Below are 23,606 nucleotides of genomic sequence, written 5' to 3'. Positions count from 1 at the left end.
CTATTTCAGGAAATCGATAGCCGGATTCCCCAACACCTTCAACTGTGCCTTCACCGGCGGGGTTTCGGCAATCACCTTGCCGCGGCGGATGACGGCGAGGCGGGCGGGTTTCAGGCGCAGGGCCTCGAGCACGTCCCGGGCCTGCAGGATCACCATGTCGGCGTGGCAGCCGGGGGCGAGGCCGTAGCCCTCCAACTGCATCACCCTGGCGCCGTTCTCGGTGACGGCGGCGAAGCAGGCCTGCTGCTCGGCGACGCCGGTCATCTGGCCGACGTGGAGGCCCATGTGCGCGACCTCGAGCATGTCGTGGCTGCCCAGGGAGTACCAGGGGTCCATGACGCAGTCGTGGCCGAAGGCGACGTTGATGCCCTCCCGCAGCAGTTCCTTCACCCGGGTCATGCCGCGGCGCTTGGGGTAGCTGTCGTGGCGGCCTTGCAGGGTGATGTTGATGAGCGGGTTGGCGACGGCATGAACCTCCGCCTCCTTCATCAGCGCCATCAGTTTGGTGACGTAGTAGTTGTCCATGGAGTGCATGGAGGTGAGGTGGGAGCCGGTGACGCGGCCCTGCAGTCCCAGGCGCTGCGTCTCAAAGGCCAGGGTCTCGATGTGGCGCGACAGGGGATCGTCGGACTCGTCGCAGTGCATGTCGATCATGAGGCCGCGCTCGGCGGCGACCTCGCAGAGCAGGCGCACCGAAAAGGCCCCGTCGGACATGGTGCGCTCGAAATGCGGGATGCCGCCCACCACGTCGACGCCCTTGTCGAGGGCGCGCTTCAGGTTCGCCGGCGACTTGCCGTAGCGCAGGTAGCCGTCCTGGGGAAAGGCGACGAGCTGCAAGTCGATCCAGTCCTTGACCTCCTCGCGGACTTCCAGCAGCGCGTCGACAGCCAGCAAGCGGTCGTCGCAAATATCCACGTGGCTGCGGATCGCCAGCGTGCCGCGGGCGATGGACCAGCGGCAGAGGGCCAGCGCGCGTTCCTTGATGGCCGCGAGGGTCAGGTCGGGCTTCAGCTCACCCCAGAGGGCGATGCCTTCCAGCAGGGTGCCGCTCTGGTTCAGGCGCGGCAGGCCGAGGCTGAGGGTCGCATCCATGTGGAAGTGACTGTCGACGAAGGGCGGGCTGACCAGATGGCCGGCGGCGTCGATGGTTTCGGCCGCCTCGGCCTCGATGTTGGGCCGCACCTCGGCGATGCGGCCGTCCTGGACCGCGATGTCCTGGCCGGTCTCGCCGGAGGGCAGGGTGGCGTTGCGGACGATGAGATCGAGCATGGTCTCCTCCTCCTAGCGTTCGCCCTTGCGGAAGGGCACTAGTAGGGCCTTCGGGTAGGCGGCGCGCCGCGACATCACGATCATGGCGAGGATCGAGAGGATGTAGGGCATCATCAGGAAGAACTGGTAGGGGATCACGGCGGAGGAGGCCTGCTGCACGCGAATCTGCAGGGCCTCGAAGGCCGCGAAGAGCAGGGCGCCGGCCAGCGCCTTGCCGGGCCGCCAGGAGGCGAAGATCACCAGGGCGATGCAGATCCAGCCGCGCCCGTTGATCATCCCGATGTAGAAGGCGTCGAAGACCGAGATGGTGAGGAAGGCGCCGCCCACGGCCATGAAGGCGCTGCCCAGCATGACGGCACAGGTGCGCAGGCGGTGCACGTCGATGCCCTGGGCCTCCACCGCCATGGGGTTCTCGCCCACCATGCGCAGAGCCAGGCCGAGCGGCGTGCGGTAGAGGCCATAGCCGACGATGGGCACCAGGACGAAGGCCAGGTAGGTGAGCGGGCTCTGGGTGAAGAGCACTTCGCCGATGTAGGGGATTTCCGAGAGGCCGGGAATAGGGAAGGGCTTGAAAGGATCGATCTTCGGCGGCGTGGTGACGTCGGGCAGCAGCATGCGGAAGGCGAAGTAGCTGAGCGAGGCGGCCAGCAGGGTGATGCCGATGCCGGTGACATGCTGCGACAGACCCAGGTAGACGCTGAAGACCGCGTGCAGCAGCCCGAAGAGGGCGCCGGCCGCCGCAGCCACCAGCACCGCCGTCCAGAGATCGCCGCCCTGATAGACCCACATCCAGGCGACCATGGCGCCCATGGTCATGATGCCCTCGATGCCCAGGTTGAGAACGCCCGCGCGCTCGCAGATCAGCTCGCCCAGGGTGCCGAAGATCAGCGGCGTGGCCATGCGCACCAGCGCGCCCCAGAAGCCCAGCGTGACGAAGATGTCGAGCAGTTCCATCGCGCTGGCTCCCTACCGCAGCCGCGGCCGGAAGCGCACGAAGAGCACGCTCGCCAGCACCAGCAGCAAGGCCGTGGCGGTCAGCACGTCGGCCAGGTAGTTGGAGATCGACATGGCCCGGCTCATGGCGTCGGCGCCGTTGTAGATGGCGGCGATGAAGATGGCCGAGAGGATGACGCCCAGGGGGTGCAGGCCCGCCAGCATGGCCACGGCGATGCCGGTGTAGCCGAAGCCCGGCGAGATATCGAGGGTGAGGTATCCTTTCAGCCCCGCCAGCTCGCAGACTCCGGCCATGCCTGCAAGGCCGCCGGAGAGCAGGGCGGTGCGCAGCACCGTGGCGCCGATCGGCATGCCGGCGAAGGCCGCCGCATCGGGATTGTAGCCGACGGCGCGGATCTGGAAGCCCCACTTGGTGAAGCGGATGAAGGCCCAGGCGAAGACCGCGAAGGCGATAGCCCAGATGAAGCCCTGGTGCAGGCGCATGCGCGGCACCAGGGGGCCGAGCACGCCTTCGTCGATGATCGGCGCGGCCTGGGGCCAGCCCATGGCGAGCGGGTCCTTCCAGGGACCGAACAGCAGGTAGTTGGCGAAGAGCAGGACCACGAAGTTCAGCAGCAGCGTGGTCACCACCTCGTCGACGCGCAGTTTCAGTTTCAGGATCACCGGGACCAGCAGCAGCAGGCCGCCGGCGACGGCCCCCACCAGGAAGAGGAAGGGGATCATCAGGTAGGGCGGCAGGGTGACGAGGCCGGTGCCGAAATAGGTGGCGGCCAGAGCGCCGGCATAGAGCTGGCCCTCGCCGCCGATGTTCCACAGCTTGGCCCGGAAGGCCACGGCGGCGGCCAGGCCGGTGAAGATCAGCGGCGCCGCGCGGGTCAGGGTTTCGGTGAGGGCGAAGGTGGAGCCGAAAGCGCCCTTCACCAGCGCCGTGTAGGCCGGGACGATCGGCGCGCCGGCCCAGAGGATCAGCAGGGCGCAGAAGGCGAAGGCCAGGACGACGGCGGCCAGCGGCGCGGTGATGTTCAGCCAGAAGGGCACATGCGCCCGGGGTTCAAGCCGCATGGCCGCGTGCTCCTTTCCCGCGCTCGAACGCGCCGTGGCCGGACATCAGCAGGCCCAGGGTTTTCAGGTCGGCTTCCTCCACCGCCACCGGCGTGGAGAGGCGGCCCTGGTAGAGCACGGCGATGCGGTCGGACACCCGCAGCAGTTCCTCCAGATCCTCGGAGATCAGGATGATCCCGGCGCCTTGGGCGCGCGCCTCGAACAGCAGCTCCTGCACCTTGGCGGCGGCGCCGACGTCCAATCCACGGGTGGGCTGGTTGGCCAGGATCACTTTGGGCTGCTCGCTGAGGACGCGGGCCAGAATGACCTTCTGCATGTTGCCGCCGGACAGCGCCCTCGTGGTGGTGGTCGCGTCGGCGCCGCGGATGTCGAAGCGTTCGATCATCGCCTGGGCGTTGCGGCGGATGACGCCGCCTCTCAGGACTCCCAGATTGCAGAAACGCTGATCGCCGGCGGCTTCCAGAATCAGGTTTTCCTCGACGCTCAAATCGCCGATCACGCCGGTGGCGTGCCGGTCTTCGGGAATGCGCCCGACGCCCAGGCGCTGCATGGCCAGCGGCGAGGTCTCTTTGACCGGCTGGCCGAGGATCTCGAAGGCGCCCTCGTCGGGCAGGGCGGTGCCGGAGATGAGCGCGGCCAGCGCCCCCTGGCCGTTGCCCGAGACGCCGGCGATGCCCAGGATCTCGCGCCCGCAGAGCAGGAGGTGCAACTCGTCCAGCAGGGCCTTGCCCCGGTCGTTGCGCAGCGTTACGCCCGCCATTTGCACCACCACCGGGCCGAGCGGCTGCGGTTTGCGCTCCGGCATCTCGATGGCGTGTCCCACCATGGCCTCGGCCAGGGCCTCCTTGCTGGTTTCCGCGATGGGGAAGTCGGCCACCAGCTTGCCCAGGCGCAGCACCGCCACCCGGTCGGCCACGGCCATGACCTCGTTCAGCTTGTGGGAGATGAAAATGATGGAGAGCCCCTCGGCCACCATGGTTTTCAGGGTGGCAAAGAGGGTCTCGACCTCCTGCGGCGTCAGTACCGCGGTCGGCTCGTCCAGGATCAGTACGCGGGCGCCGCGGTAGAGCGCCTTCAAGATTTCTACCCTCTGACGCTCACCGACCGAAAGGTCGCGCACCAGGCGCTTGGGGTCGACGCTGAGGCCGAAGTGCTCCGCCAGCTCGGCGATGCGCCGGCGCGCCTTTCCGGTGTTCTGGCGCGGCGCGAGCAAAGGTTCCGTGCCGAGCACGATGTTGTCCAGCACCGTCAGGTTCTCGCCCAGGGTGAAGTGCTGGTGGACCATGCCGATGCCGGCGGCGATGGCGGCCTTGGGCGAACCCGCGGGCAGGCGCTTCCCGAAGGCTTCGATGTGCCCCTCGTCGGCGACGTAGTGGCCGAAGAGGATGGACATCAGGGTGGTTTTGCCGGCGCCGTTCTCGCCCAGCAGGGCCAGGATCTCGCCGGGCATCAGGTCCAGCGAGATGGCGTCGTTGGCGGTCAGTCCGCCAAAGCGCTTGGAGATGCCGTTCAGGCGCAGAACCGGCTGGGCGCCGGCGCCCAGCGGCGCGGTGTCATCGACTGCTGGCATTGCCAGTTCCCCCTGGCCCCGAGGTTCCGGGGCATCTGCCGCCCAATCATAGCGCAAGCGTGACGGAGCGGCACCGTTCTATCGGCGCCGCCCCGAATTTGATCCGCCTTCGGCCGGAATGCTGGCCCTAGAAGGTCGATTTCGGCTCGTCGTCGTTGATCTCGACCACCAGGTCGCCGCCCTTGATCTGGGCCGCCAGGGCGTCGATCTTGGCCTTGGTTTCCGCCGGAATCTTGTCCTCGAACTCGTAGAAGGGCGAGAGGGAGGCGCCGCCCGCCTTCATCATCGTCCATTCCTTGTAGTTCTCGGCCTTGAAAGTGCCGGCCTTGACCTGAGCGATGGCGTAGTCGATGGCCGGCTCCATGTGCCACAGGGCGGAAGCCACCACCACGTCGGTGCCGTTCTCCAGCTTGTTCATGTCGTTGACGTTGCCGAAGGCGACGATGCCCTTCTCACGGGCCGCGTCGACCACGCCCGCACGCTCGGCATAGAGCACGTCGACGCCGGACTCCACCTGGGCGAAGGCGAACTCCTTGGCCTTCGGCGGGTCGTACCAGGAGCCGATGAAGGAGACCTTGAACTCCACGTCGGGATTGACCGACTTGGCGCCCGCCATGAAGGCGTGGAACAGGCGGTTGACCTCGCCGATGGGGAAGCCGCCGACCATGCCGATCTTGTTGGTTTTCGTCATGGTGCCGGCCACCACGCCCATCAGGTAGCAGGGCTCGTGGATCCAGTTGTCGAAGACCGAGAAGTTGCTGCCGTGCTCGACGCCCGGATCGCCCATCAGGAAGGCGATCTTGGGATAGTCGTCGGCCACCTTGCGCGCTTCGCGGCTGATCCCGAAAGCCTCGCCGACGATCAGGTCGACGCCGCCTTCCGCATACTCGCGCATCACGCGGACGTAGTCGGTGTTCGGCACCTTCTCGGAGAAACTGTACTCGATCTCGCCGCGCTTCTCGGCAGCGGCCAGCGCACGGTGCAGGGTGCCGACCCACTTCTGCTGGATCGGCACGGTGTAGATGCCCGCCACCTTGATCTTTTCCTGGGCCTCAGCCGGCTGTCCGGCCAGGCCCAGTACCACTGCGGCCGCGGCGGCCAGTCCGACGGCCTTCAGGACCCCGCGCCGGCCCGTCTTGCCGTCACCTGCGAAGAACCCGCTTTTTCTCGTCGAAAACGTCATGCCCCCTGTCTCCCGTTTTTTTGAAGTTGCTTATCTCAGTATACAGCCAGCCTACATGCGATCGACAGCCACCGGTGTCTTGGCTTCGCGCTGGCGCTTCACGGCCTCGTAGTAGGGTGCGAAGGTCGGGCGGTCGATGTAGCGCCCGGCGCCGCGTTCGGTGCGGATGTCGCCGTCCTGGTAGACCACCTTGCCTTGGCTGATGGTGACGGTGTTGATGCCCTTGACGGTCATCCCCTCGAAGATGTTGTAGTCCACGTTCTGATGGTGCGTGTCCTTGGAGATCGTACGCTCCTTCTCCGGGTCCCAGATCGCGATGTCGGCGTCGGCGCCGACGGAGATCGAGCCCTTGCGCGGATAGATGTTGAAGATCTTGGCCGCGTTGGTGGAGGTGATCGCGACGAACTCGTTCATCGTCAGACGGCCCGAGTTGACGCCGTGGTGCCAGAGGACGTGCATGCGGTCCTCGACGCCGCCGGTGCCGTTGGGGATCTGCGTGAAGTTGTTGTGGCCCATGCGCTTCTGCGGGGCGCAGAAGCAGCAGTGGTCGGTGGCCGTGGTCTGCAGCATACCGGCCTGCAGCCCGCGCCACAGCGCCTCCTGGTGCTCCTTGGGGCGGAAGGGCGGGCTCATGACGTGGGCCGCCGCGGTGTCCCAGTCCGGGTCGCGGTAGACCTCGTCGTTGACCAGCAGGTGGCCGGCCAGGACCTCGCCGTAGACCCGCTGGCCCTCGTTGCGCGCCCGGGTGATGGCCTGCAGGGACTCCTTGCAGGAGTTGTGGACGATGTAGAGCGGCACGTCGAGCACCTGGGCCACGCGGATGGCGCGGTTGGCGGCCTCGCCCTCGACCTCCGGCGGGCGGGACAAGGGGTGGCCCTCCGGCCCGGTGATGCCGAGCTTCAGGATCTCGTTCTGCAGGTGGAAGACCAGCTCGCCGTTCTCGGCGTGGACGGTGCAGATGGCGCCCAGCTCGCGCGCTCGGCTGAAGGAGTTCACCAGCACCTCGTCGTCGGCCATGATGGCGCCCTTGTAGGCCATGAAGTGCTTGAAGGAGTTCACGCCGTGTTCGGTCGTGAGGGTCTTCATGGCCTCCTTCACGGTCTCGTCCCACCAGGTGATGGCGACGTGGAAGGAGTAGTCGCCCGCCGCCTTCTCGGCCCAGCCGCGCCAGGTGTGGTAGGCCTCCATGACGTCCTGTTGGGGACTGGGGATCACGAAGTCGATGATCATGGTGGTGCCGCCGACCATGCCCGCGGTGGTGCCGGAGAAGAAATCCTCCGAGGCCACGGTGCCCATGAAGGGCAGCTCCATGTGGGTGTGCGGGTCGATGCCGCCGGGCAGCACGTAGGCACCGCCGGCGTCGATCACCTCGGCGTCGCCCGGAGCCTCCAGGGACTCGCCGATGGCCACGATCTTGTCGTCCTGCGTCAGCACGTCGGCCCGATAGGAATGGTCGGCGGTGACGACGGTGCCGCCCCGGATCAAGATGGCCATGGTGGATGTCCCTCCTAGGTCCCTGTTTCTTTTTGCCACGAGCGGCGCCTCCGATGCGCGTTCCGCGCGGCGTCGCTCTTGTCCCTGCCGGCAAGCCCGGGCCGTTCGAGGGCCTCTCAGAAACTTGTCCGTTTGGTCAATTTTGCACCATGTCGCGGGGCGATGCGAGTCCGCTTTTTGGCGGTAAAGCCCTTTTCTTCTCCCGCTTACACGCCCGCGAACGGCTTCGTGGCGAAGAAGCCCTTGCAAGAGAACCTGACCGGATGGTCAAATCCTTCGCGGCGGGCCCGTGTCCGCCGCCGCGAAGACGCGTTACGAAAGACGCCGAAGACAAACTGGGAGACTGACAGATGGCGACGGTGAGGGCGGGCCTCATTCAGATGGCCTTGAAGGCGGAAACCGGCGAAAGCCCCGAGGCGATCCGCGACAAGATGAACGAGGCGCATCTGCCGTTGATCGACGAGGCCGGCAAGAAGGGCGTGCAGGTTCTCTGCCTGCAGGAGGTCTTCAACCAGCCCTATTTCTGCCCCAGCCAGGACGCCAAGTGGTACGGCGCGGCGGAGAAGATCCCCGATGGGCCCACGGTGAAGCTGATGCAGGAGTACGCCAGGAAGCACTCCATGGTCATCGTGGTGCCGATCTACGAGGAGGATATCACCGGCGTCTACTACAACACCTGCGCGGTGATCGACGCCGACGGCAGCTACCTGGGCAAGTACCGCAAGACCCACATCCCCCAGGTCGCCGGCTTCTACGAGAAGTTCTTCTTCAAGCCCGGCAACTCCGGCTGGCCGATGTTCCAGACGGCCTACTGCAAGCTGGGCGTCTACATCTGCTACGACCGCCACTTCCCGGAAGGCTGGCGCGCCCTGGCCTTGGCGGGGGCCGAGTACATCGTCAATCCCTCGGCCACCGTGGCCGGCCTCAGCCAGTACCTCTGGAAACTGGAGCAGCCGGCCTCCGCCGTCGCCAACGGCTGCTACATCGGCGCGGTGAACCGTGTCGGCACCGAGGCGCCCTGGAACATCGGCAAGTTCTACGGCTCCAGCTACGTGGTCGACCCGCGCGGCGAGTTCCTGGTGGAGGCCAGCGAGGATCAGGACGAGCTGGTCACCGCCGACATGGACATGGACAAGGTGCGCGAGGTCAGGAACCTCTGGCAGTTCTTCCGCGACCGCCGGCCGGAGGCCTACGGCCCGCTGACGCAGATCTGAGGCGGGTCGGGATAAGCTCTTTTTCGTGCTTTCTTCTGGACTTGGGGGCGTGCATTTCTTGTGCTCGCCCGCTTCGGCGTTAAGTCCGAAGTAATGGGAAATCGTTCACGAGGAGAGAAGCAAGAAATGCGCAGTATCATCCTGGCCGCCGCGCTGACTCTGGTAGCCGGCCCGGCCCTGGCCGGTGAAACATCCGCCCCCGAAGGTGCCGAGCTCTATTTCATCTCACCGCAGGACGGCGCCACGGTCTCCTCGCCGGTCACCGTGCGCTTTGGGCTGAAAGGTATGGGCGTCGCTCCGGCCGGCACCGAAAAAGAGAAGACCGGCCATCATCATCTGCTGATCGATGCCCCGGCGCCCGGCGGTGCGGCGCTGAACGAGCCGATCCCCGCCGACGACCATCACAAGCATTTCGGCGGTGGCCAGACGGAGACCGGCATCGAGCTGGCGCCGGGGGAGCATAGCCTGCAGCTCGTGTTGGGGGACTGGAGCCACATCCCGCACAACCCGCCGGTCATGTCGGAGCGAATCACCATCACGGTGAAATAGCCGCGCCAGGTCCGGCCAAGCCGGAAGGCGGTGCCGGAGGCGGCCTCTTTGCGTGGAGCCTCCGGACCGCCGTTTCCGGTTTTACTCCCCGTAAAACAGTCATTTACGTGAATTGATCGTCCGGCGGCAGGCTGTGCGAAGTGATCCGCCGCTTCACCCTAGGTTTGCCATGCAAAATGCGGTAGTTTCAATAATTATGGCCGCAGTTGGGGACGATTATGACTACCGATGGCCGCAAAAAACGATTTGTTATCGAACTAATTAAGCCGTCGCACTATGACGACGACGGCTATGTCATTCAGTGGGCCAAGGCCTGGGTGCCGTCCAATACGCTGTCCAGCCTCTATGGCATCACCCTGGACGTGATCGACCGCAAGCTGCTGGGCGACGATGTCGAAGTGGTCCTCAACGGCTACGACGAAACCAATACCATCATCCCGATTCCGGAAATCACCGAGCGCCTCAAGGCGCCGGACACCACCGGCGTGGTCTGCCTGGTCGGGGTGCAGTCGAACCAGTTCCCCCGCGCCCTCGACATCGCCCGCCGGTTCCGCGCCGAGGGGCTTCAGGTCGCCATCGGCGGCTTTCATGCCAGCGGCTGCATCGCCATGCTGCCGGAGCTGCCGCCGGACCTGCAGGAAGCGCTCGACCTGGGCATCACGCTTTATGCCGGCGAGGGCGAGGGGCGGCTGCACGAGTTCTATCTCGATGCCCTGAAGGGCGAGCTGAAACCGATCTACAACTACATGAGCGACCTGCCGGGCATGGACGGCCAGCCGACGCCCTATCTGCCGGAGGCCATGGTGCGGCGCTACGGCGGCTCGGTGGCCTGCTTCGACGCCGGGCGCGGCTGCCCCTTCCAGTGCTCCTTCTGCACCATCATCAACGTCCAGGGCCGCAAGTCGCGCTTCCGCGAGGCCGACGACGTGGAGCGCCTGGTGCGTGCCAACATCGAGCAGGGCATCTGCCGCTTCTTCATCACCGACGACAACTTCGCCCGCAACAAGAACTGGGAAGCGATCTTCGACCGGCTGGGCGACCTGCGCGAGGAGACCGGCCTGCCGTTCTCCATCATCATCCAGGTCGACACCCTGTGCCACAAGATCGAGAACTTCATTCCCAAGGCCAAGCGGGCCGGGGTGGCACGGGTCTTCATCGGGCTGGAGAACATCAACCCCGACAACCTGATGGCGGCCAAGAAGCGGCAGAACCGCATCACCGAGTACCGGGCCATGCTGCAGGCTTGGCGCGAGCAGCAGATCCTGACCTACGCGGGCTACATCCTGGGCTTTCCGGCGGATACGCCGGAGAAGATCGTCCACGACATCGAGGTCATCAAACGCGAGCTGCCCATCGATATCCTGGAGTTCTTCTGCCTGACGCCGCTGCCGGGCTCGGAGGATCACAAGAACCTCTACATCAAGGGCGTCCCCATGGACCCCGACATGAACATCTACGACCTGGAGCACGTCTGCACCGGGCATTCGCTGATGTCGAAGGAGGAGTGGCAGGGCATCTACAACAAGGCCTGGGAGCTTTATTACTCCGAGGAGCACCTGGAAACGCTGATGCGGCGCATGGTCGTCAGCGGCAACAAGCCGGAGCGCATCTGGGCCCACGCCCTGCAGTTCGCCGGCTGCATCCGCTACGAGAAGGTCCACCCGCTGCAGGGCGGTTACTTCCGCCGCAAGGTCCGCACCCAGCGCCGCTCCGGGCTGCCGCTGGAATCGCCCTTGGTCTTCTATCCGCGCCGCCTGTGGGAGATGGTCACGACCTACGGCCCCTTCGCCTGGTTCGCCCTGCGGCTCTGGCTCAAGTGCCAGCAGATCAAGCGCGACCCGGCGACCCAGAGCTACAGCGACCTTGCCCTGACACCGGTGACCGACCATGGCGAGGACGAGGAACTGGAGATGTTCGCCCATACCGAAGCGGCCCAGGCCGCCGTCGCCAAGGCGCACAAGGAGACCGAGGCGCGCGAGAAGCACGCCAAGCAGGCCGCCGACGCGGCGGAGTGACTCTCAAACCCCGGCCCTTTCCCAATTCGTTGCCGCGCCGCGGCAAAGCGGATAAGAACCCTCTGGGCAGAAGCTGAAAGAGGGCGCCATGGAGCTGTCGATCTTCGATCTCATCGCCGTCCTTTTCGGGCTGGTCGCGCTTTTCGGCTACATCAACCACAAGGTCCTGGGCCTGCCGCACTCCATCGGCCTCATGGTCATCGCCCTGGGCGCCGCTCTCACCTTGGTGGCTTTCGAGCTGGTCTTCCCGGCGACGGATGTCGACGGTCCGGTCACCGCCGCGCTGCGCCAGGTCGATTTCGACGATACCCTGCTGAAGGGGATGTTGAGCTTCCTGCTCTTCGCCGGCGCCCTGCACGTCGATCTCACGGCGCTGCGCAGCCGTCTGGCGGCCATCACGGCCATGGCGACCCTGGGCGTGCTGATCTCCACCTTCGTCGTGGGTACCTTGGCGTGGCTGGTCTTCGGCCTGTTGGGTCTGGAAATCCCCTTCATCTGGGCCCTGGCTTTCGGTGCGCTCATCAGCCCCACCGATCCGGTGGCGGTGCTGGGCGTCCTCAAGACCATCAAGGTCCCGGCTTCGGTGGAGGCCAAGATCGCCGGCGAATCGCTCTTCAACGACGGCGTCGGCGTGGTGGTCTTTCTCATCGTGGTGGCCATCGCCGCCGGTGGGCCGCACGCCGAGGTCGGCCCCCTGGAGGTGGCGCGGCTCTTCGCTCAGGAAGCCGGGGGCGGGGCCGTGCTGGGCGCCGTCGCCGGCTACATCGCCTACCGCGCCCTGGGCAGCCTGGACGAGCACAATCTGGAGATCATGATCACGCTGGCCCTGGTGACGGTGACCTATGCCCTGGCCCACTTGATTCACGTCAGCGGGCCGCTGGCGGTCGTGGTGGCGGGGATTTTCATCGGCAACCACGGCGTCGCCTACGCCATGAGCGAGAAGACCCGGGAGCACCTGCTGAACTTCTGGGAGCTGCTGGACGAGATCCTGAATTCCCTGCTGTTCCTGTTGATCGGCCTGGAGGTTCTGGTGGTGCGCGTCGACCTGATCTCCGCCGAGGCGGCGCTGCTGGCCATCCCCATCGTCCTGCTGGGGCGCTTTTTCGGCGTGTCGATCCCGCTCACCCTGCTGTCGCTGCGCCAGAGCTTCACCAAGGGCGCCATTCCGGTGCTGGTCTGGGGCGGCCTGCGCGGCGGCATCTCCGTCGCCCTGGCGCTGTCCTTGCCGGAAGGCCCGGAGAAGGCGCCGATCCTCGCCATCACCTATGCCGTGGTGATCTTCTCGATCATCGTCCAGGGACTGACCTTCAGGGCCGTGGTGAAACGGTCCTTGAAGGGGGACGCCTAGAGCAGGCCAGGGCGCCTAGCTCTCGTAATACAGGTCTTCGACCTTCACCCAGGCACCGTCGCCGGAACGGCAGGCGATGGCGCGGGACTTCTGCTCGACATCGTTGGCCACCTTGGACGCCAGGTACTCCCGGCACCAGTGGTTCGATTTGCTGCGGTAGGTGCGCACCGGCACGACCTGGCCATGGGCGCCGCTGTCGGGGTTTTCCCAGGCCACCGGCTGACCGGAGGCCGAGTGCTCCAGGGCCTGCGAAATGGCGGCGGCCAGAACGCGCTGGTCCTCCGCCTGGCGGGCGGCGACCGCTTCCAGCTCGCTGCGCAGCCGGTATTCTCCGGCCAGGTAGCCGGTCAAGGAGCCGACCACGGCCAAGGCTATGGCGGCGGCGAGGGCGAAGCGTATGGAAGGGACAGTCCTGCGTTGCCGCCGCGCCCGCTCGGAAAAGCCGCGGTCGATGGCCCCGAGCAGCGCCACGGGCGGCGGGGCCTCGGCGGCCTCCTGATAGGCGGCGCGGAGCAGGGCGCGATCGTCATGCAGGGCGCGGACCCGGGCCAGAGCATCGGGGTCCTGCTTCAGGCGGCCCGCGACGTCGGCCATGGCCTCGGGCGCCAGTTGGCCGTCGACATAAGCGTCGATGGTTTCGGGATCGAGACGCTTGCTCATTTCGCGCCCTCTTCCAATTGAGATTCCGTGTGATCCTGCCGCGCTGCGGCGGCGGGGGGTTCGTCGGACAGATGCTCGCGCAATGCCGCTCTCGCACGCCCCAGACGGCTGGTTACCGTGCCGATCGGCAGGCCGGTAATGGCGGCGACATCCTTGTAGGAACGCCCTTCGACACAGACCAGCAACATGATCGTCCGCTGATCGTCGGGCAGACGCTCGACGAAGCGGCGCACGGCCTCCAGGGCGGCGCGATTCTCCTGATCGCGGCGGCCGTCGCTGCTGAGCGCCAGCTCGTCGCCCAGGGTTTGCAACTTGCGGGCCCGCGCGGCGGTGTCGCGCAGAGCGTTGCGGTGAAGGTTCTGCGCGATCCGGTACATCCAACTGTCCAGCCGGGTGCCGATTTCCCACTTATCGAGGTTGGCGATCGCCCGCTCGCAGGTGGCCTGAACCAGGTCGTCCCCGTCGGGAATCGATCCGGTCAGTCCGTAGGCGAAACGTCGCAGTTGTGGCAAGACGGCGATCATTTCCTTCCTGATGCCCTCGTCCAAGCGTTGTTCCCTCCGCCAGCAATGCGCGCCCGGCCCGCGATGCCGCTCTCCAACGTTCCAACAACACCCGGGGGCGCAGTTTCATCCCTCCGGAGTGGACAATTTTCCGATGTGAAGCAACTTTTTTCCAGATTATCGACGGAATCGGGATGAAATGGCAGACTTGCGGGTTATTGATGTATTCCGGGGCTCTCCGCGGGCGCCCCGCTTCACCCCTGGCAGAGGGATTCGTTGCCATGAAACGCCGGAATAAGGTCATTTTGACCCGTCTGATGGCGACCACCAGTATCGTCGCCCTGACGCTGACGGCCGCGCCGGTCGTCTTGGACCCCGATATTGGCGGCGCCGGCCTGAGTTACGCGGAATCCGGGAGTTCCTGTTTTCTGGCCGGCACCAAGGTGCTGATGGCCGACGGCAGCCAGCGGCCCATCGAATCGCTGCGTCCCGGCGACCTAGTGCGCGGCGGGCGCGGGGGCATCAACCGCGTGGTGGCCGTCGAGACGCCGCGTTTGGGCGCCCGGAGGCTGTACGCCTTCAATGGCGGGCGGGCTTTCGTCACGGCGGAACACCCCTTCCTGACCATGGCGGGCTGGAAGGCTATCGATCCGACCGCGACGGCCCGCGAGAACGCCGCGCTAAAAGTGACGGCGCTGCTGGCCGGCGACCTGCTGACCATGGCGCGGCAGGCGGTTCCGCAGGGCGCCGCCGACAACTTGGCGCGGGATAGCGAGATCGAGTTCTGGCTGCAGCCGCTCAACAGCGTGACCGCCTGTGCCGCCGCCCCCGAGACCACGGTCTATAACTTGCTGCTCGACGGCGACCATAGTTACATCGCCGATGGCTTTGTCGTTCACAACAAAGGGGATGACGACGGTGGTGACGACGGCGGCGACGACGGTGGCGACGATGGCGGGGAAGGCGGCGACGACGGCGGCGACGACGGCGGCGATGACGATGGCGGAGAAGGCGGCGAGAGCGGCGACGACGGCGGCGAGTCGGGCGAGAGCGGCGAAGGCGGTGAATCCGGCGACGACGACGATGATGATGATGACGAAGACGAAGACGAAAGCGGTGAAAGTGGAGAGCGTGGCGGCGACGACTTTTTCCCGGGAGATCCTGGGGAGGCGAGCGATGACCTCTCGCCGGATGAAGAGGCGGACCTGATCGAGCGGGGATGGCAGTGATGGCGGTGCGCGGCAAAGCCAGCCTGGCACTGCAGTCCACGGCCGGCGCCGTCACCTTCCTGCTGCTGGGTGCCTGCGCGCAGTCGCCGTCGTCGGACCGGGGAGACCCGGTCTACGACGCTCTCGCGCCACGCGCGGAAGTGCTGGCACGCAATACGGTCCAGGAAGCTCTGGAGTCCGCGCGCAGCAAGACGACACTATCTTGGAACTATATCGAAGACGGCAGCTATGGCGAAATAACGCCCTTGCGCACCTATCGCAGCTCGGCCGGCTTCTATTGCCGGGAGTACGTCGAAGTGGTCAATGCGGGCGCGAACGGGCGGGCTCACCGGCAGCGCACGGCCTGCAGGGACGGTGATGGCTTGTGGAAGCCGATAAGATCATAGGTTGGGCCCATGCTTGCGACGATCGATGGGGTGCTGGACTGGCCTGCCCTGAAGAAAATCAGGCAGGCCATGAAAGAAGGCGAGTTCGTCGATGGCCAGAAAACCGCCGGCTTTCGCGCCAAGCGGGTCAAGCATAACGAGCAACTGAGCCCCAAGGACAGCAGCCGCAAGGTCATCGACAGAATGGTGCTCGATGCCTTGATGGGCAGTGCGGAGTTTCAGCGGGCCGCCCTGCCGAAAACCGTCCATCGTCCGCTGTTCAGCCGGTACCGCCCGGGCATGGATTATGGCCTGCACGTCGACGACGCCTTGATGGGTAACCGCGACCGGCTGCGGAGCGATCTCTCCGTCACCGTTTTTCTCAGCAGTCCGGAGGACTACGACGGCGGAGAACTGGAGATGGCCAGCCCCTACGGACCGCAGGAGGTGAAGCTGCCGGCGGGCTCGGCCGTGGTCTATCCCTCAAGCACTTTGCATCGGGTGAAACCTGTGACTGCGGGCGAGCGTCTCGCAGCGGTCACCTGGGTGCAGAGCTACGTCGCCGACCCTTCGCGGCGCGAGATGCTCTACGATGTCGATAGGGTCCGCCGCCGCCTCATGAAGGCCGACCCGGATTCCGAGGAAACGGATATCGCCTTCAAGGTCTACGCCAACCTGCTCCGCATGTGGTCGGATCCTTAAGCCCGGAAAAATTTCAGCGATCGAGTTCCCGTTGCGGGATCGTTTGCCCGCCGTGAAGTGTTGTCGAGACATCAGCCTTTTCACGAATGGGAGATCGCAAATGTCTGCCGGAAAAAGCACCACGCATATTCGGCTTCTGGCCAGCACCAGTATTCTGGGCCTCGCCCTGGCCGCGACGCCACTGTCCCTCACAATCGACTGGCAGGGAGCCGAGGTTGCCCTGCAGACCGCCGAAGCCAAGAGCTGTTTTACGGCGACAACCCTCGTGCTCATGGCCGGCGGCAGTGAAAAGCGCATCTGCGATATCAAGCCCGGAGATCACGTGATCAGCAGCTCGGGGAGGGCGAACCGCGTCGTAGCCGTGGAGCGCCCGCATCTGGCCGGGCGCAAGCTCTACGGCTTCAACGGCGGAGAAGCTTTCGTGACCGAGGAACACCCGTTCCTTACGCCGGCCGGCTGGAAATCAATCGCGCCCGCGGCAACGGCGGAAGAGAACCCCGCGCTGAAGGTGGGACGGCTCGGCTGTGGCGACCTGGTCGCCGTGGCGGTGCCGGCTTGCAATGCCGTTTCCGGCAACCTCGCCCTGGCCTGCGAACTCGATACGGTCCTGCTGCCGTTGGAGCGCATACACAGCATCGAAGCGGACCCGCAGCTTCGTGTCTACAACCTCCTCCTTGACGGCGATCACACCTACATCGCCAACGGGTTCGTTGTTCACAACAAGGGCGGCGAGTCAGGCGGCGGAGGCGATCGCGGTGGCGACGACCGCGGCGGGGGCGAGCGCGGTGGCGACGATCGCGGGGGCGGTGAGCGCGGCGACGACGATCACGGCGAGGGCGGTGAATCGGCCTCCGGAGAAGACGACGGCGATCACCGTGGCCGGGGCCGTGGCCGCGGCCGTGGTCAGGGCCGCGGAGGCGATGACATCGCCGGCGAACACGGCGAACACGGCGAGCACGGTGAACATGGGGAGCACGGCGAAGCGGGCGAAGACGGGGAGTTGGTCGAAACCGAGGACGGCGACGATCACCGCGGCCGCGGCCGCGGCCGTGGAGCCGACGACAGCTTCACCGAACAGGAGATCGAGGGCGAGCCTCTGCCGCCGGATCAGGAAGCCACAGCCGTCGAGAACGGATGGCAGCGATAACCACAGAAGTCGCGGAAAGAGCCGCGCGCGGCCCCCTGCGCGCGGTTTCGCCGGCAGGGCCTCAGTCGGCCGGGACGGCGATGACCGCTAGGGTGTCGCCGCTCTGGACCAGGCCGGGGTAGTGCCGCCCGGCGACCACGCCGTCGCGGTAGGCGGTGTATTCGACCGGGCGCCAGCCGCTGCGGTCCAGGTCGTAGACCCTGGCGATCACGTCGCCCTCGCTGACGGCCGCTCCGAGGTCGACCATGAACTCCAGCATGCCCGCATGTTCGGAGGTGACGAAGCAGCGTTCGTCGGGCATGTCGAGCTGTGCGCTCGGCTGCATCTCTGCCTGCCCCGGCAGAATGCCGACGTGCCGCAGGACATTTCGCAAGCCGCGCTTGGCCACCGCAACGCTGTGGGGGGTGGTGCTGCCGCCGCCGCCGAGCTCGGTGGTGACGAAGATCTTGCCGCGAGCCTCGGCCTCCGTATCCAGCATGCCGACGGCATCCAGCTCCAGCATGATCATGGAGTAGGGGGCGTTGAAGGCCTGCATGGCCGCCGTACAGCGCGCCTCCAGCGCCGGGTCCTGGGGCAGGCGGTGGCTGGCCGCGTAGGGGACGAACTCCAGCGTCTTTCCGCCGGAGTGCAGATCGACGATGACGTCGGCCAGGGGTAAGAGGGCCGTGGTGACGTAGTCGGCGATCTTTTGCGTGATGGTTCCGTCAGCTTTGCCGGGAAACAGGCGATTGAGGTTGCCGCCGTCTATGGGTGAGGTGCGCCGCCCGCTGCGCACCGCCGGGTGGTTCATCATCGGCAGCAGGATCACCCGGCCGGAGATCGCCGCGGGCTCCAGGTTCAAGGCCATATCCAGCAGGGCGATCGGGCCTTCGTACTCGTCGCCGTGGTTGCCGCCGGTGAAGAGCGCCGTCGGACCGTCGCCGTTCTTGATGACGGTGATCGGGATGAGGATGGCGCCCCAGGCGGAATCGTCGCGTGAATAGGGCAGCTTCAGATGCCCATGTTGGACGCCGTCTTGGTCGAAATCTAGGGAACAGGAGATCGGATTGATGGCCATGACGTACCTGGTGTTGATGACTAGTCCTTGACGAAAAGCTTGCGCGGCACCTTGGCCAGGCAGCGCGCGCCGCTTTCGGTGATGACAATGCTCTCCGTGGTCTCGAAGCCCCAGTCGTCGAGCCATAGTCCGGTCATGAAATGGAAGGTCATCCCCGGCTGCAGTTCGGTGGTGTCGCCGGCACGCAGGCTCATGGTGCGCTCGCCCCAGTCCGGCGGATAGCTGAGGCCGATGGAATAGCCGGTGCGGTTGTCCTTCTCGATGCCGTAGCGCGCCAGCACGGCGAAGAAGGACTTGGCGATATCCTCGCAGCTACGCCCGGGCCGGGCCTCGGCAAGGCCCGCTTCCATGCCTTCCAATACGGCCTTTTCGGCTTCGATGAAGTTCGGCGTCGGCTTGCCGAGGAAGACCGTGCGCGACAAGGGACAGTGGTAGCGCCGGTAGCAGCCGGCGATCTCGAAAAAAGTTCCCTCGCCGGACTGCAGGGGACGATCATCCCAGGTGAGGTGCGGCGCCGCCGCGTCAGACCCCGAGGGCAGCAGCGGCACGATGGCCGGATAGTCGCCGCCGGTCTCTTCTGTGCCCCGGGCGCCGGCATGCAGGATCTCGGCCACCAGGTCGTTCTTGCGCATGCCCGGTTCGATCACTTCGAAGATGCGCGCGTGCATGCGCTCGACGATGCGCGCGGCATTTTCCATATAGCTCAGTTCTTGCGGGGACTTGATCGCGCGCTGCCAGTTCACCAGGGAGGTGGCATCCAGAAAGCTCGCGTTGGGCAGGCCCTTTTGCAGCGCGGCGAAGGCCGCGGCGCTGAAATAGTAGTTGTCCATCTCCACGCCGATGCGCCGCTTGTCCCAGCCGCGGCGCGCGATGATTTCCGCAAGCGCCTGCATGGGGTGCCGCTCGGTGGATTGCACGTAGTGATCGGCGTAGCTCTCGATGCGGTCCGGCGCCAGCCAGGTCGTGCGGCGGGCGCCGTTTGCGTCCTGGGAACGTCCGAACCAGACGGGGGCGTCGTCGACCGGCAGCACCACCGCCTGATGTACGTAGAACGACCAGCCGTCGTAACCGGTCAACCAAGCCATGTTGGAAGGATCGCTGACGATCAGGGCGTCGATGCCCTGGCGCTCCATCGCCTGTTGGGTCTTCTCGACACGGGCCGCGAACTCCGAGCGGCTGAAATGCAACGTCGGTACCATACTTGCTCCTGCGAGGGCGGCTGTCGCCGGAATTGGGCGGGCCGCCGGAAGGGCGGAAGTCTAGGGGAGCGCGGCCAGGTCTTGGAAGCCTCCAAGTCGGGCGCCGCTTGGATTCGGACTATCCTTCCATTGAGCCTCTGATAGCCGGCGCGGCCTTTCCGTTCGCGGCATGGATTGGCTCATGGGCGACGGCGCGCAAGAAACTCATGGAGCGGCCGGCGGCGACCCGGTGGGGCGCATCGCCAGTGCCTTGGTGGCGGAGGGGGTGGGATTCGAACCCACGATGGGCTTCCACCCATGCCAGTTTTCAAGACTGGTGCCTTAAACCACTCGGCCACCCCTCCCCCCGGGGCCCGAAGGGCCCGGAAACTTCCAGACGCCCGAAGGGCCCGGAAACTTCCAGACGCCCGAAGGGCCCGGAAACTTCCAGACGCCCGAAGGGCCCGGAAACTTCCAGACGCCCGAAGGGCCCGGAAACTTCCAGGCGCCCGAAGGGCCCGGAAGACGGCGGAGAGTTAGCAAAGCCACTGCCGCCTGCAAACCCCCAAATGGGGCAAAGCGGCTTCGTCGAACCGTCAAGGTGTTGCAGCGCAACAGGAACCGGGCCAAACTCTCCGCCGGAACAATGCGCTACAACGCAATACAGGCAATTCAGGGGATGCGGTCATGATCAAGATTTCTCGACGTCGACTTCTGGCCTCCGGCGCGGCGGCGGCCGGTGCCGCCGCCGGGGCGGGCGCGCTGCCCGGATTGGCCACGCGGGTTCTGGCGGCCGATCCCATCCGGGTCGGCGCGGTGCTGCCTTTCTCCGGCGGCCTGGAGCTCTTCGGCAACCAGGCCAAGCTGGGCCTCGATCTGGCGATGAAGGAAATCAACGACGCCGGCGGCATCCTGGGCCGCCCCCTGGAAATTCTCTACGAGGACAACAAGACCGATCCCAAGACGTCTGTGGAGAAAGCGCGCACCTTGATCGGGCGCGACGGCGCGGTGGCGCTGACCGGCCCGATCCTTTCGTCTTCGCGCGACGCCATGGCGGCGACGGTGGAACGCTCGAAGGTGCCGCTGCTCTACGCCACCAACTACGAGGGCGGCGCCTGCAGCCGCTATATCTTCTCTTTCAACACCGTGCCGAACCAGGAACTGGGCCAGTTGCTGCCCTACATGCACGAGAACTTCGGGGGCAGCACCTACTGCTTCGGGGCCGACTACGTTTGGCCGCAGCGGCAGTTCGAGACCGCGAAGACCATCATCGGCGGGCTCGGCGGCACCATCGCCGGCGAGGAGTTCACGCCCTGGGGCGTGAAGGAGTTCGCACCGGTCATCCGCCGCATCGCCGACAGCGGCGCCAAAGTGCTGCTCTTCGCGCTGCCGGGCGGCGACGGCATCACCTTCATCAAGCAGGCCGAAGCTTTCGGTCTCTTCGAAAAGGTGACGGTGGCCTTCCTGGGCTTTGCGGAAACCTACCTCGGCGCTTTCGGGCCCGGCGGCGGCCAGAACATGTGGGTGACCGTGCCCTTCGTCGCCTCCGGCACGCAGCCTGGGGTGACGGACTTCGTTGCGCGCATCCGCGCCCAGGCCGGCGGCGAGGTGCCGATCTCCCACTATGTCATGACCCACTACAACGCCGTGAACGCATTGCGCGACGCCTTGGTGCGCAAGGGCGAAGTGGGCCCCGAGGCGGTGGTTGACGGTCTGGAAGGCCTGACCGTCTCGACGCCGGCCGGGCCGGTCAGCATCGGCAGCGCCGACCATCACGTGACCCTGCCGATGTTCCTCGCCAAGACCGAGGGCAGTGGGCTGGTGACCGTCGAGGACTTGGGCCGCATCGCGCCCGAAGCGGGTTGTAGCTAGGCGGGTTGCAGCTAAACTGCCCTCTGGATCTGCCATCTGAAGGAGGCTGAGATGCCGGATAGCGCCGATATTCCTCTCCTGGCGCGCCAGGTGGCCGCCGCCTTGCCGGTGGCCCCGGTGAGCTTGCGCCTGGGCGAAGAGGCTGTAGGCCTAGTGATCGTCGACGAAGTCAACGGCTTCGCCACCGTGGGCGCCGGCAATCTGGCGCCGCCGGTGGAGAACCCGCAGGTCACGGCGATGGTCTCCGAGACCGATCGTCTGGCCCGCGCCTTCACGGGGCAGGGCTGGCCGGTGCTGGCCTTTCTCGACACCCACGTGCCGGGCAAGCCGGAGCCGCCCTATCCGCCGCACTGCGAGGCTGGGACCGGCGAAGAGGAACTGGTGCCCGAGTTGAAGTGGCTGGAAGAGGACGCCAAGGCCACCCTGGTGCGTAAGGACTGCATCAATGGCTTCGTCGGCGCGATCCGGGAGGACGGCAGCAACGCCGTGGTCGACTGGGTCAACACCAACAAGCTGCAACGTCTCCTGGTGGTCGGCATCTGTACCGACATCTGCGTCATGGACTTCGTCCTCACGCTGCTGTCGGCGCGCAACCACGACCTCATGCCCAGCCTGAAGGACATCTCGGTCTATGCCGGGGCCTGCGCCACCTACGACCTGCCCAAGGACGTGGCGGCGAACCTGGGCCTGCCGGAGACGGCGGCGCATCCGCAGGACCTCACCCACCACATGGGGCTCTATTTCATGGCCTCGCGCGGCGCGGAGATTGTCGGCGACGTCGTGCTGGCCGGCTGATCATTTTTCGATGACCGCTCTCTTGGAAGTCGCCGAGGTCGAGAAGGATTTCGGCGGCGTCCGTGCCGCGGCAGGACTGTCGCTCAGCCTTGGGGAAGGGGAGATGCTCTGCCTCATCGGCCCCAACGGCTGCGGCAAGACCACGTTGTTCAATCTGGTGACCGGGGCGCTGAAGGCCGACAGCGGCAGCCTGCGTTTCGCCGGGGAAGATCTGCGCGGCAAAGAGCCTTACGAGATCGCCCGCCTGGGCATCCTGCGTAAGTTCCAGGTGCCGGGAATCTATCCGGACTTGCCGGTGGCGGAGAACCTGACGGTCGCCCTCGTTGGCAGCGCTGATGAGGGCGAAGCGCGCCTGGCCGAGCTGCTCGACCTGGCACGGCTTGCCGACAAACGCGGCCTGCCCGCCGGCAGCCTGGCGCACGGCGAGAAGCAGTGGCTGGAGATCGCAATGGTGCTGGCGCGGCGTCCGCGCCTGCTGCTGCTCGACGAGCCGACCAACGGCATGACCCCGGCGGAGACCGCCGCCACCGTGGCCCTGATCCGCGACCTGCACGCCCGCTTCGGCTGTGCCGTCCTGGTCATCGAGCATGACATGGGCTTCGTGCGCGATCTCGGCTGTCCGGTGGCGCTGATGGTGCGCGGGCGCATCGAGCGCCGCGGCAGCTACGAGGAACTGCAGGCCGATCCCCTGGTGCGCGAGGTCTATCTCGGCGCGCCGGACCTGGAGAGCGCCTGACCATGTTGAAAGTGCGGGGGCTGGAGAGCGGCTATGGCGGCAGCCGGGTGCTGCGGGGGGTCGACCTGGACGTGGCCGAGGGCGAGAGCGTCGCCCTGCTGGGGCGCAACGGCATGGGCAAGACGACCCTGCTGAAGACCCTCATGGGCCTCTTGCCGGCGTCCAAGGGGGAGATCCGCTTCGCCGGGCAGCGCCTGGATGGCCGGCGGCCGGAGCAGGTGGCCCGCGCCGGCATGGCTTTCGTGCCCCAGGGGCGTGAGATCTTCGCCGAGCTGAGCGTCGAAGAGAACCTGCTGCTCGGCGCCATGGGGCGCGGCGGTTTGGGCGCGGCGGTACCGGAAGCGATTTACGCGCGCTTTCCCATCCTGATGGAACGCCGCCACCAGCGCGGCGGCACGCTCTCCGGCGGCCAGCAGCAGCAGCTCGCCATCGGCCGCGCCCTGGCCGGGAACCCGAAGCTGCTGCTGCTCGACGAGCCCTCCGAGGGCCTGCAGCCCTCCATCGTTTTGGAGGTCGCCGCGGCGCTGAAGCGCGAGGCGGCGGAGCAGGGGCTGACTCTCATCACCGTGGAGCAGAACGTCGACTTGGCGCTGCGCGTCGCCGGCCGCTGCCTCTTCATCGAGAACGGCGCCATTGTCGCCGAGGCCGCCAGCGAGGACCTGCGCCGCGACCCGGCCGTCCTCCACAAGCACCTGGCGATCTGA

At 66.3% G+C, this 23,606-nt stretch carries 22 protein-coding genes and 1 tRNA gene; 12 read left to right on the top strand and 11 right to left on the bottom strand.

Going from position 1 to position 23,606, the window contains the following annotated elements; all coding sequences use genetic code 11:
• The 6 genes from AAFN88_RS15240 to hydA all read right to left on the bottom strand — a co-directional run bounded on the left by AAFN88_RS15240 (window position 1) and on the right by hydA (window position 7,532).
• Window positions 1-1,269 carry an amidohydrolase family protein gene (locus AAFN88_RS15240; RefSeq protein ID WP_347521227.1) on the bottom strand — a complete coding sequence of 423 codons (1,269 nt, stop codon included), beginning with the start codon at window positions 1,267-1,269 and terminating at the stop codon, window positions 1-3.
• Between the two features lie 12 nt (window positions 1,270-1,281).
• Window positions 1,282-2,223, bottom strand: a complete 942-nt coding sequence (locus tag AAFN88_RS15235) for an ABC transporter permease (protein ID WP_347521226.1) — start codon at window positions 2,221-2,223, stop codon at window positions 1,282-1,284.
• A 12-nt stretch (window positions 2,224-2,235) separates the two neighbouring features.
• Window positions 2,236-3,285, bottom strand: a complete 1,050-nt coding sequence (locus AAFN88_RS15230; protein WP_347521225.1) for an ABC transporter permease — start codon at window positions 3,283-3,285, stop codon at window positions 2,236-2,238.
• Window positions 3,275-4,855: an ABC transporter ATP-binding protein gene (locus AAFN88_RS15225; RefSeq protein WP_347521224.1), complete on the bottom strand. Its 1,581-nt coding sequence runs from the start codon at window positions 4,853-4,855 to the stop codon at window positions 3,275-3,277. The genes AAFN88_RS15230 and AAFN88_RS15225 overlap by 11 nt, the downstream gene beginning before the upstream one ends.
• A gap of 127 nt (window positions 4,856-4,982) precedes the next feature.
• A complete protein-coding gene (locus AAFN88_RS15220; RefSeq protein WP_347521223.1) occupies window positions 4,983-6,038 on the bottom strand; it encodes a BMP family protein in 1,056 nt (351 codons plus the stop codon).
• 51 nt (window positions 6,039-6,089) lie between these two features.
• A complete protein-coding gene (hydA, locus tag AAFN88_RS15215) occupies window positions 6,090-7,532 on the bottom strand; it encodes a dihydropyrimidinase (RefSeq protein WP_347521220.1) in 1,443 nt (480 codons plus the stop codon).
• A 350-nt stretch (window positions 7,533-7,882) separates the two neighbouring features.
• On the opposite strand from hydA, the gene AAFN88_RS15210 reads away from it, so the two are divergent.
• The 4 genes from AAFN88_RS15210 to AAFN88_RS15195 all read left to right on the top strand — a co-directional run bounded on the left by AAFN88_RS15210 (window position 7,883) and on the right by AAFN88_RS15195 (window position 12,658).
• Complete coding sequence (locus AAFN88_RS15210; protein WP_347521219.1) at window positions 7,883-8,746, top strand: nitrilase-related carbon-nitrogen hydrolase; 864 nt, start codon at window positions 7,883-7,885, stop codon at window positions 8,744-8,746.
• A 126-nt stretch (window positions 8,747-8,872) separates the two neighbouring features.
• Window positions 8,873-9,295, top strand: coding sequence for a DUF4399 domain-containing protein (locus AAFN88_RS15205; RefSeq protein ID WP_347521218.1), 423 nt, complete (start codon window positions 8,873-8,875; stop codon window positions 9,293-9,295).
• A 218-nt stretch (window positions 9,296-9,513) separates the two neighbouring features.
• Window positions 9,514-11,310: a radical SAM protein gene (locus AAFN88_RS15200; protein ID WP_347521217.1), complete on the top strand. Its 1,797-nt coding sequence runs from the start codon at window positions 9,514-9,516 to the stop codon at window positions 11,308-11,310.
• A gap of 88 nt (window positions 11,311-11,398) precedes the next feature.
• The gene (locus tag AAFN88_RS15195; RefSeq protein ID WP_347521215.1) at window positions 11,399-12,658 is read left to right on the top strand and encodes a sodium:proton antiporter; all 1,260 of its coding nucleotides are present in this window, start codon (window positions 11,399-11,401) and stop codon (window positions 12,656-12,658) included.
• Window positions 12,659-12,673: 15 nt separating this feature from the next.
• Here AAFN88_RS15195 and AAFN88_RS15190 read toward each other — a convergent pair whose 3' ends face one another.
• Together AAFN88_RS15190 and AAFN88_RS15185 are read right to left on the bottom strand one after the other, a co-directional pair.
• Complete coding sequence (locus AAFN88_RS15190) at window positions 12,674-13,318, bottom strand: RT0821/Lpp0805 family surface protein (RefSeq protein WP_347521214.1); 645 nt, start codon at window positions 13,316-13,318, stop codon at window positions 12,674-12,676.
• Window positions 13,315-13,866, bottom strand: coding sequence for an RNA polymerase sigma factor (locus AAFN88_RS15185; protein ID WP_347521213.1), 552 nt, complete (start codon window positions 13,864-13,866; stop codon window positions 13,315-13,317). Before AAFN88_RS15185 ends, AAFN88_RS15190 begins: the two co-directional genes overlap by 4 nt.
• A 236-nt stretch (window positions 13,867-14,102) precedes the next feature.
• On the opposite strand from AAFN88_RS15185, the gene AAFN88_RS15180 reads away from it, so the two are divergent.
• The 4 genes from AAFN88_RS15180 to AAFN88_RS15165 all read left to right on the top strand — a co-directional run bounded on the left by AAFN88_RS15180 (window position 14,103) and on the right by AAFN88_RS15165 (window position 17,264).
• On the top strand, window positions 14,103-15,050 hold the full coding sequence (locus tag AAFN88_RS15180) for a Hint domain-containing protein (RefSeq protein WP_347521212.1): 948 nt from the start codon (window positions 14,103-14,105) through the stop codon (window positions 15,048-15,050).
• Entirely contained in the window at window positions 15,050-15,436 is a 387-nt protein-coding gene (locus AAFN88_RS15175; RefSeq protein ID WP_347521211.1) for an RT0821/Lpp0805 family surface protein, read from the top strand. Before AAFN88_RS15180 ends, AAFN88_RS15175 begins: the two co-directional genes overlap by 1 nt.
• Window positions 15,437-15,445: 9 nt before the next feature.
• The gene (locus AAFN88_RS15170) at window positions 15,446-16,117 is read left to right on the top strand and encodes a Fe2+-dependent dioxygenase (RefSeq protein ID WP_347521210.1); all 672 of its coding nucleotides are present in this window, start codon (window positions 15,446-15,448) and stop codon (window positions 16,115-16,117) included.
• A 100-nt stretch (window positions 16,118-16,217) separates the two neighbouring features.
• Window positions 16,218-17,264, top strand: a complete 1,047-nt coding sequence (locus AAFN88_RS15165) for a Hint domain-containing protein (protein WP_347521208.1) — start codon at window positions 16,218-16,220, stop codon at window positions 17,262-17,264.
• 61 nt (window positions 17,265-17,325) lie between these two features.
• On the opposite strand, the gene doeB is transcribed toward AAFN88_RS15165, so the two are convergent.
• The 3 genes from doeB to AAFN88_RS15150 form a co-directional block, all read right to left on the bottom strand.
• Window positions 17,326-18,321: a N(2)-acetyl-L-2,4-diaminobutanoate deacetylase DoeB gene (gene doeB / locus AAFN88_RS15160; RefSeq protein ID WP_347521207.1), complete on the bottom strand. Its 996-nt coding sequence runs from the start codon at window positions 18,319-18,321 to the stop codon at window positions 17,326-17,328.
• Between the two features lie 20 nt (window positions 18,322-18,341).
• Entirely contained in the window at window positions 18,342-19,520 is a 1,179-nt protein-coding gene (gene doeA, locus AAFN88_RS15155; RefSeq protein ID WP_347521206.1) for an ectoine hydrolase DoeA, read from the bottom strand.
• 254 nt (window positions 19,521-19,774) lie between these two features.
• Window positions 19,775-19,864 (bottom strand) — tRNA-Ser (locus tag AAFN88_RS15150).
• Window positions 19,865-20,186: 322 nt separating this feature from the next.
• Between AAFN88_RS15150 and AAFN88_RS15145 the strand changes: the two genes are divergently transcribed.
• The 4 genes from AAFN88_RS15145 to AAFN88_RS15130 are packed head-to-tail and all read left to right on the top strand — an operon-like array spanning window position 20,187 to window position 23,606.
• Window positions 20,187-21,371 (top strand): substrate-binding protein, encoded by a 1,185-nt coding sequence (locus AAFN88_RS15145; RefSeq protein WP_347521205.1) that lies wholly within the window; start codon window positions 20,187-20,189, stop codon window positions 21,369-21,371.
• Between the two features lie 51 nt (window positions 21,372-21,422).
• Window positions 21,423-22,166: an isochorismatase family protein gene (locus tag AAFN88_RS15140; protein ID WP_347521204.1), complete on the top strand. Its 744-nt coding sequence runs from the start codon at window positions 21,423-21,425 to the stop codon at window positions 22,164-22,166.
• Window positions 22,167-22,176: 10 nt separating this feature from the next.
• Window positions 22,177-22,902 (top strand): ATP-binding cassette domain-containing protein, encoded by a 726-nt coding sequence (locus tag AAFN88_RS15135; protein ID WP_347521203.1) that lies wholly within the window; start codon window positions 22,177-22,179, stop codon window positions 22,900-22,902.
• A gap of 2 nt (window positions 22,903-22,904) precedes the next feature.
• The gene (locus AAFN88_RS15130; RefSeq protein ID WP_347521202.1) at window positions 22,905-23,606 is read left to right on the top strand and encodes an ABC transporter ATP-binding protein; all 702 of its coding nucleotides are present in this window, start codon (window positions 22,905-22,907) and stop codon (window positions 23,604-23,606) included.

Origin of the sequence: Pelagibius sp. CAU 1746, assembly GCF_039839785.1 — a bacterium.
Lineage (GTDB): Bacteria > Pseudomonadota > Alphaproteobacteria > Kiloniellales > Kiloniellaceae > Pelagibius.
The sequence above is the reverse complement of the archived record's forward strand: the minus strand, read 5'-3'. Positions and strand labels throughout refer to the sequence as shown.

What these genes read in the sequence shown, in the direction of transcription:
- AAFN88_RS15225 (WP_347521224.1), bottom strand. Translation starts at nt 4,855, where the DNA reads ATGCCAGCAGTCGATGACACCGCGCCGCTGGGCGCCGGCGCCCAGCCG.
- hydA (WP_347521220.1), bottom strand. Translation starts at nt 7,532, where the DNA reads ATGGCCATCTTGATCCGGGGCGGCACCGTCGTCACCGCCGACCATTCC.
- AAFN88_RS15240 (WP_347521227.1), bottom strand. Translation starts at nt 1,269, where the DNA reads ATGCTCGATCTCATCGTCCGCAACGCCACCCTGCCCTCCGGCGAGACC.
- AAFN88_RS15235 (WP_347521226.1), bottom strand. Translation starts at nt 2,223, where the DNA reads ATGGAACTGCTCGACATCTTCGTCACGCTGGGCTTCTGGGGCGCGCTG.
- AAFN88_RS15205 (WP_347521218.1), top strand. Translation starts at nt 8,873, where the DNA reads ATGCGCAGTATCATCCTGGCCGCCGCGCTGACTCTGGTAGCCGGCCCG.
- AAFN88_RS15210 (WP_347521219.1), top strand. Translation starts at nt 7,883, where the DNA reads ATGGCGACGGTGAGGGCGGGCCTCATTCAGATGGCCTTGAAGGCGGAA.
- AAFN88_RS15145 (WP_347521205.1), top strand. Translation starts at nt 20,187, where the DNA reads ATGATCAAGATTTCTCGACGTCGACTTCTGGCCTCCGGCGCGGCGGCG.
- AAFN88_RS15170 (WP_347521210.1), top strand. Translation starts at nt 15,446, where the DNA reads ATGCTTGCGACGATCGATGGGGTGCTGGACTGGCCTGCCCTGAAGAAA.
- doeB (WP_347521207.1), bottom strand. Translation starts at nt 18,321, where the DNA reads ATGGCCATCAATCCGATCTCCTGTTCCCTAGATTTCGACCAAGACGGC.
- AAFN88_RS15230 (WP_347521225.1), bottom strand. Translation starts at nt 3,285, where the DNA reads ATGCGGCTTGAACCCCGGGCGCATGTGCCCTTCTGGCTGAACATCACC.
- AAFN88_RS15135 (WP_347521203.1), top strand. Translation starts at nt 22,177, where the DNA reads ATGACCGCTCTCTTGGAAGTCGCCGAGGTCGAGAAGGATTTCGGCGGC.
- AAFN88_RS15190 (WP_347521214.1), bottom strand. Translation starts at nt 13,318, where the DNA reads ATGAGCAAGCGTCTCGATCCCGAAACCATCGACGCTTATGTCGACGGC.
- AAFN88_RS15220 (WP_347521223.1), bottom strand. Translation starts at nt 6,038, where the DNA reads ATGACGTTTTCGACGAGAAAAAGCGGGTTCTTCGCAGGTGACGGCAAG.
- doeA (WP_347521206.1), bottom strand. Translation starts at nt 19,520, where the DNA reads ATGGTACCGACGTTGCATTTCAGCCGCTCGGAGTTCGCGGCCCGTGTC.
- AAFN88_RS15140 (WP_347521204.1), top strand. Translation starts at nt 21,423, where the DNA reads ATGCCGGATAGCGCCGATATTCCTCTCCTGGCGCGCCAGGTGGCCGCC.
- AAFN88_RS15200 (WP_347521217.1), top strand. Translation starts at nt 9,514, where the DNA reads ATGACTACCGATGGCCGCAAAAAACGATTTGTTATCGAACTAATTAAG.
- AAFN88_RS15180 (WP_347521212.1), top strand. Translation starts at nt 14,103, where the DNA reads ATGAAACGCCGGAATAAGGTCATTTTGACCCGTCTGATGGCGACCACC.
- AAFN88_RS15165 (WP_347521208.1), top strand. Translation starts at nt 16,218, where the DNA reads ATGTCTGCCGGAAAAAGCACCACGCATATTCGGCTTCTGGCCAGCACC.
- AAFN88_RS15175 (WP_347521211.1), top strand. Translation starts at nt 15,050, where the DNA reads ATGGCGGTGCGCGGCAAAGCCAGCCTGGCACTGCAGTCCACGGCCGGC.
- AAFN88_RS15130 (WP_347521202.1), top strand. Translation starts at nt 22,905, where the DNA reads ATGTTGAAAGTGCGGGGGCTGGAGAGCGGCTATGGCGGCAGCCGGGTG.
- AAFN88_RS15195 (WP_347521215.1), top strand. Translation starts at nt 11,399, where the DNA reads ATGGAGCTGTCGATCTTCGATCTCATCGCCGTCCTTTTCGGGCTGGTC.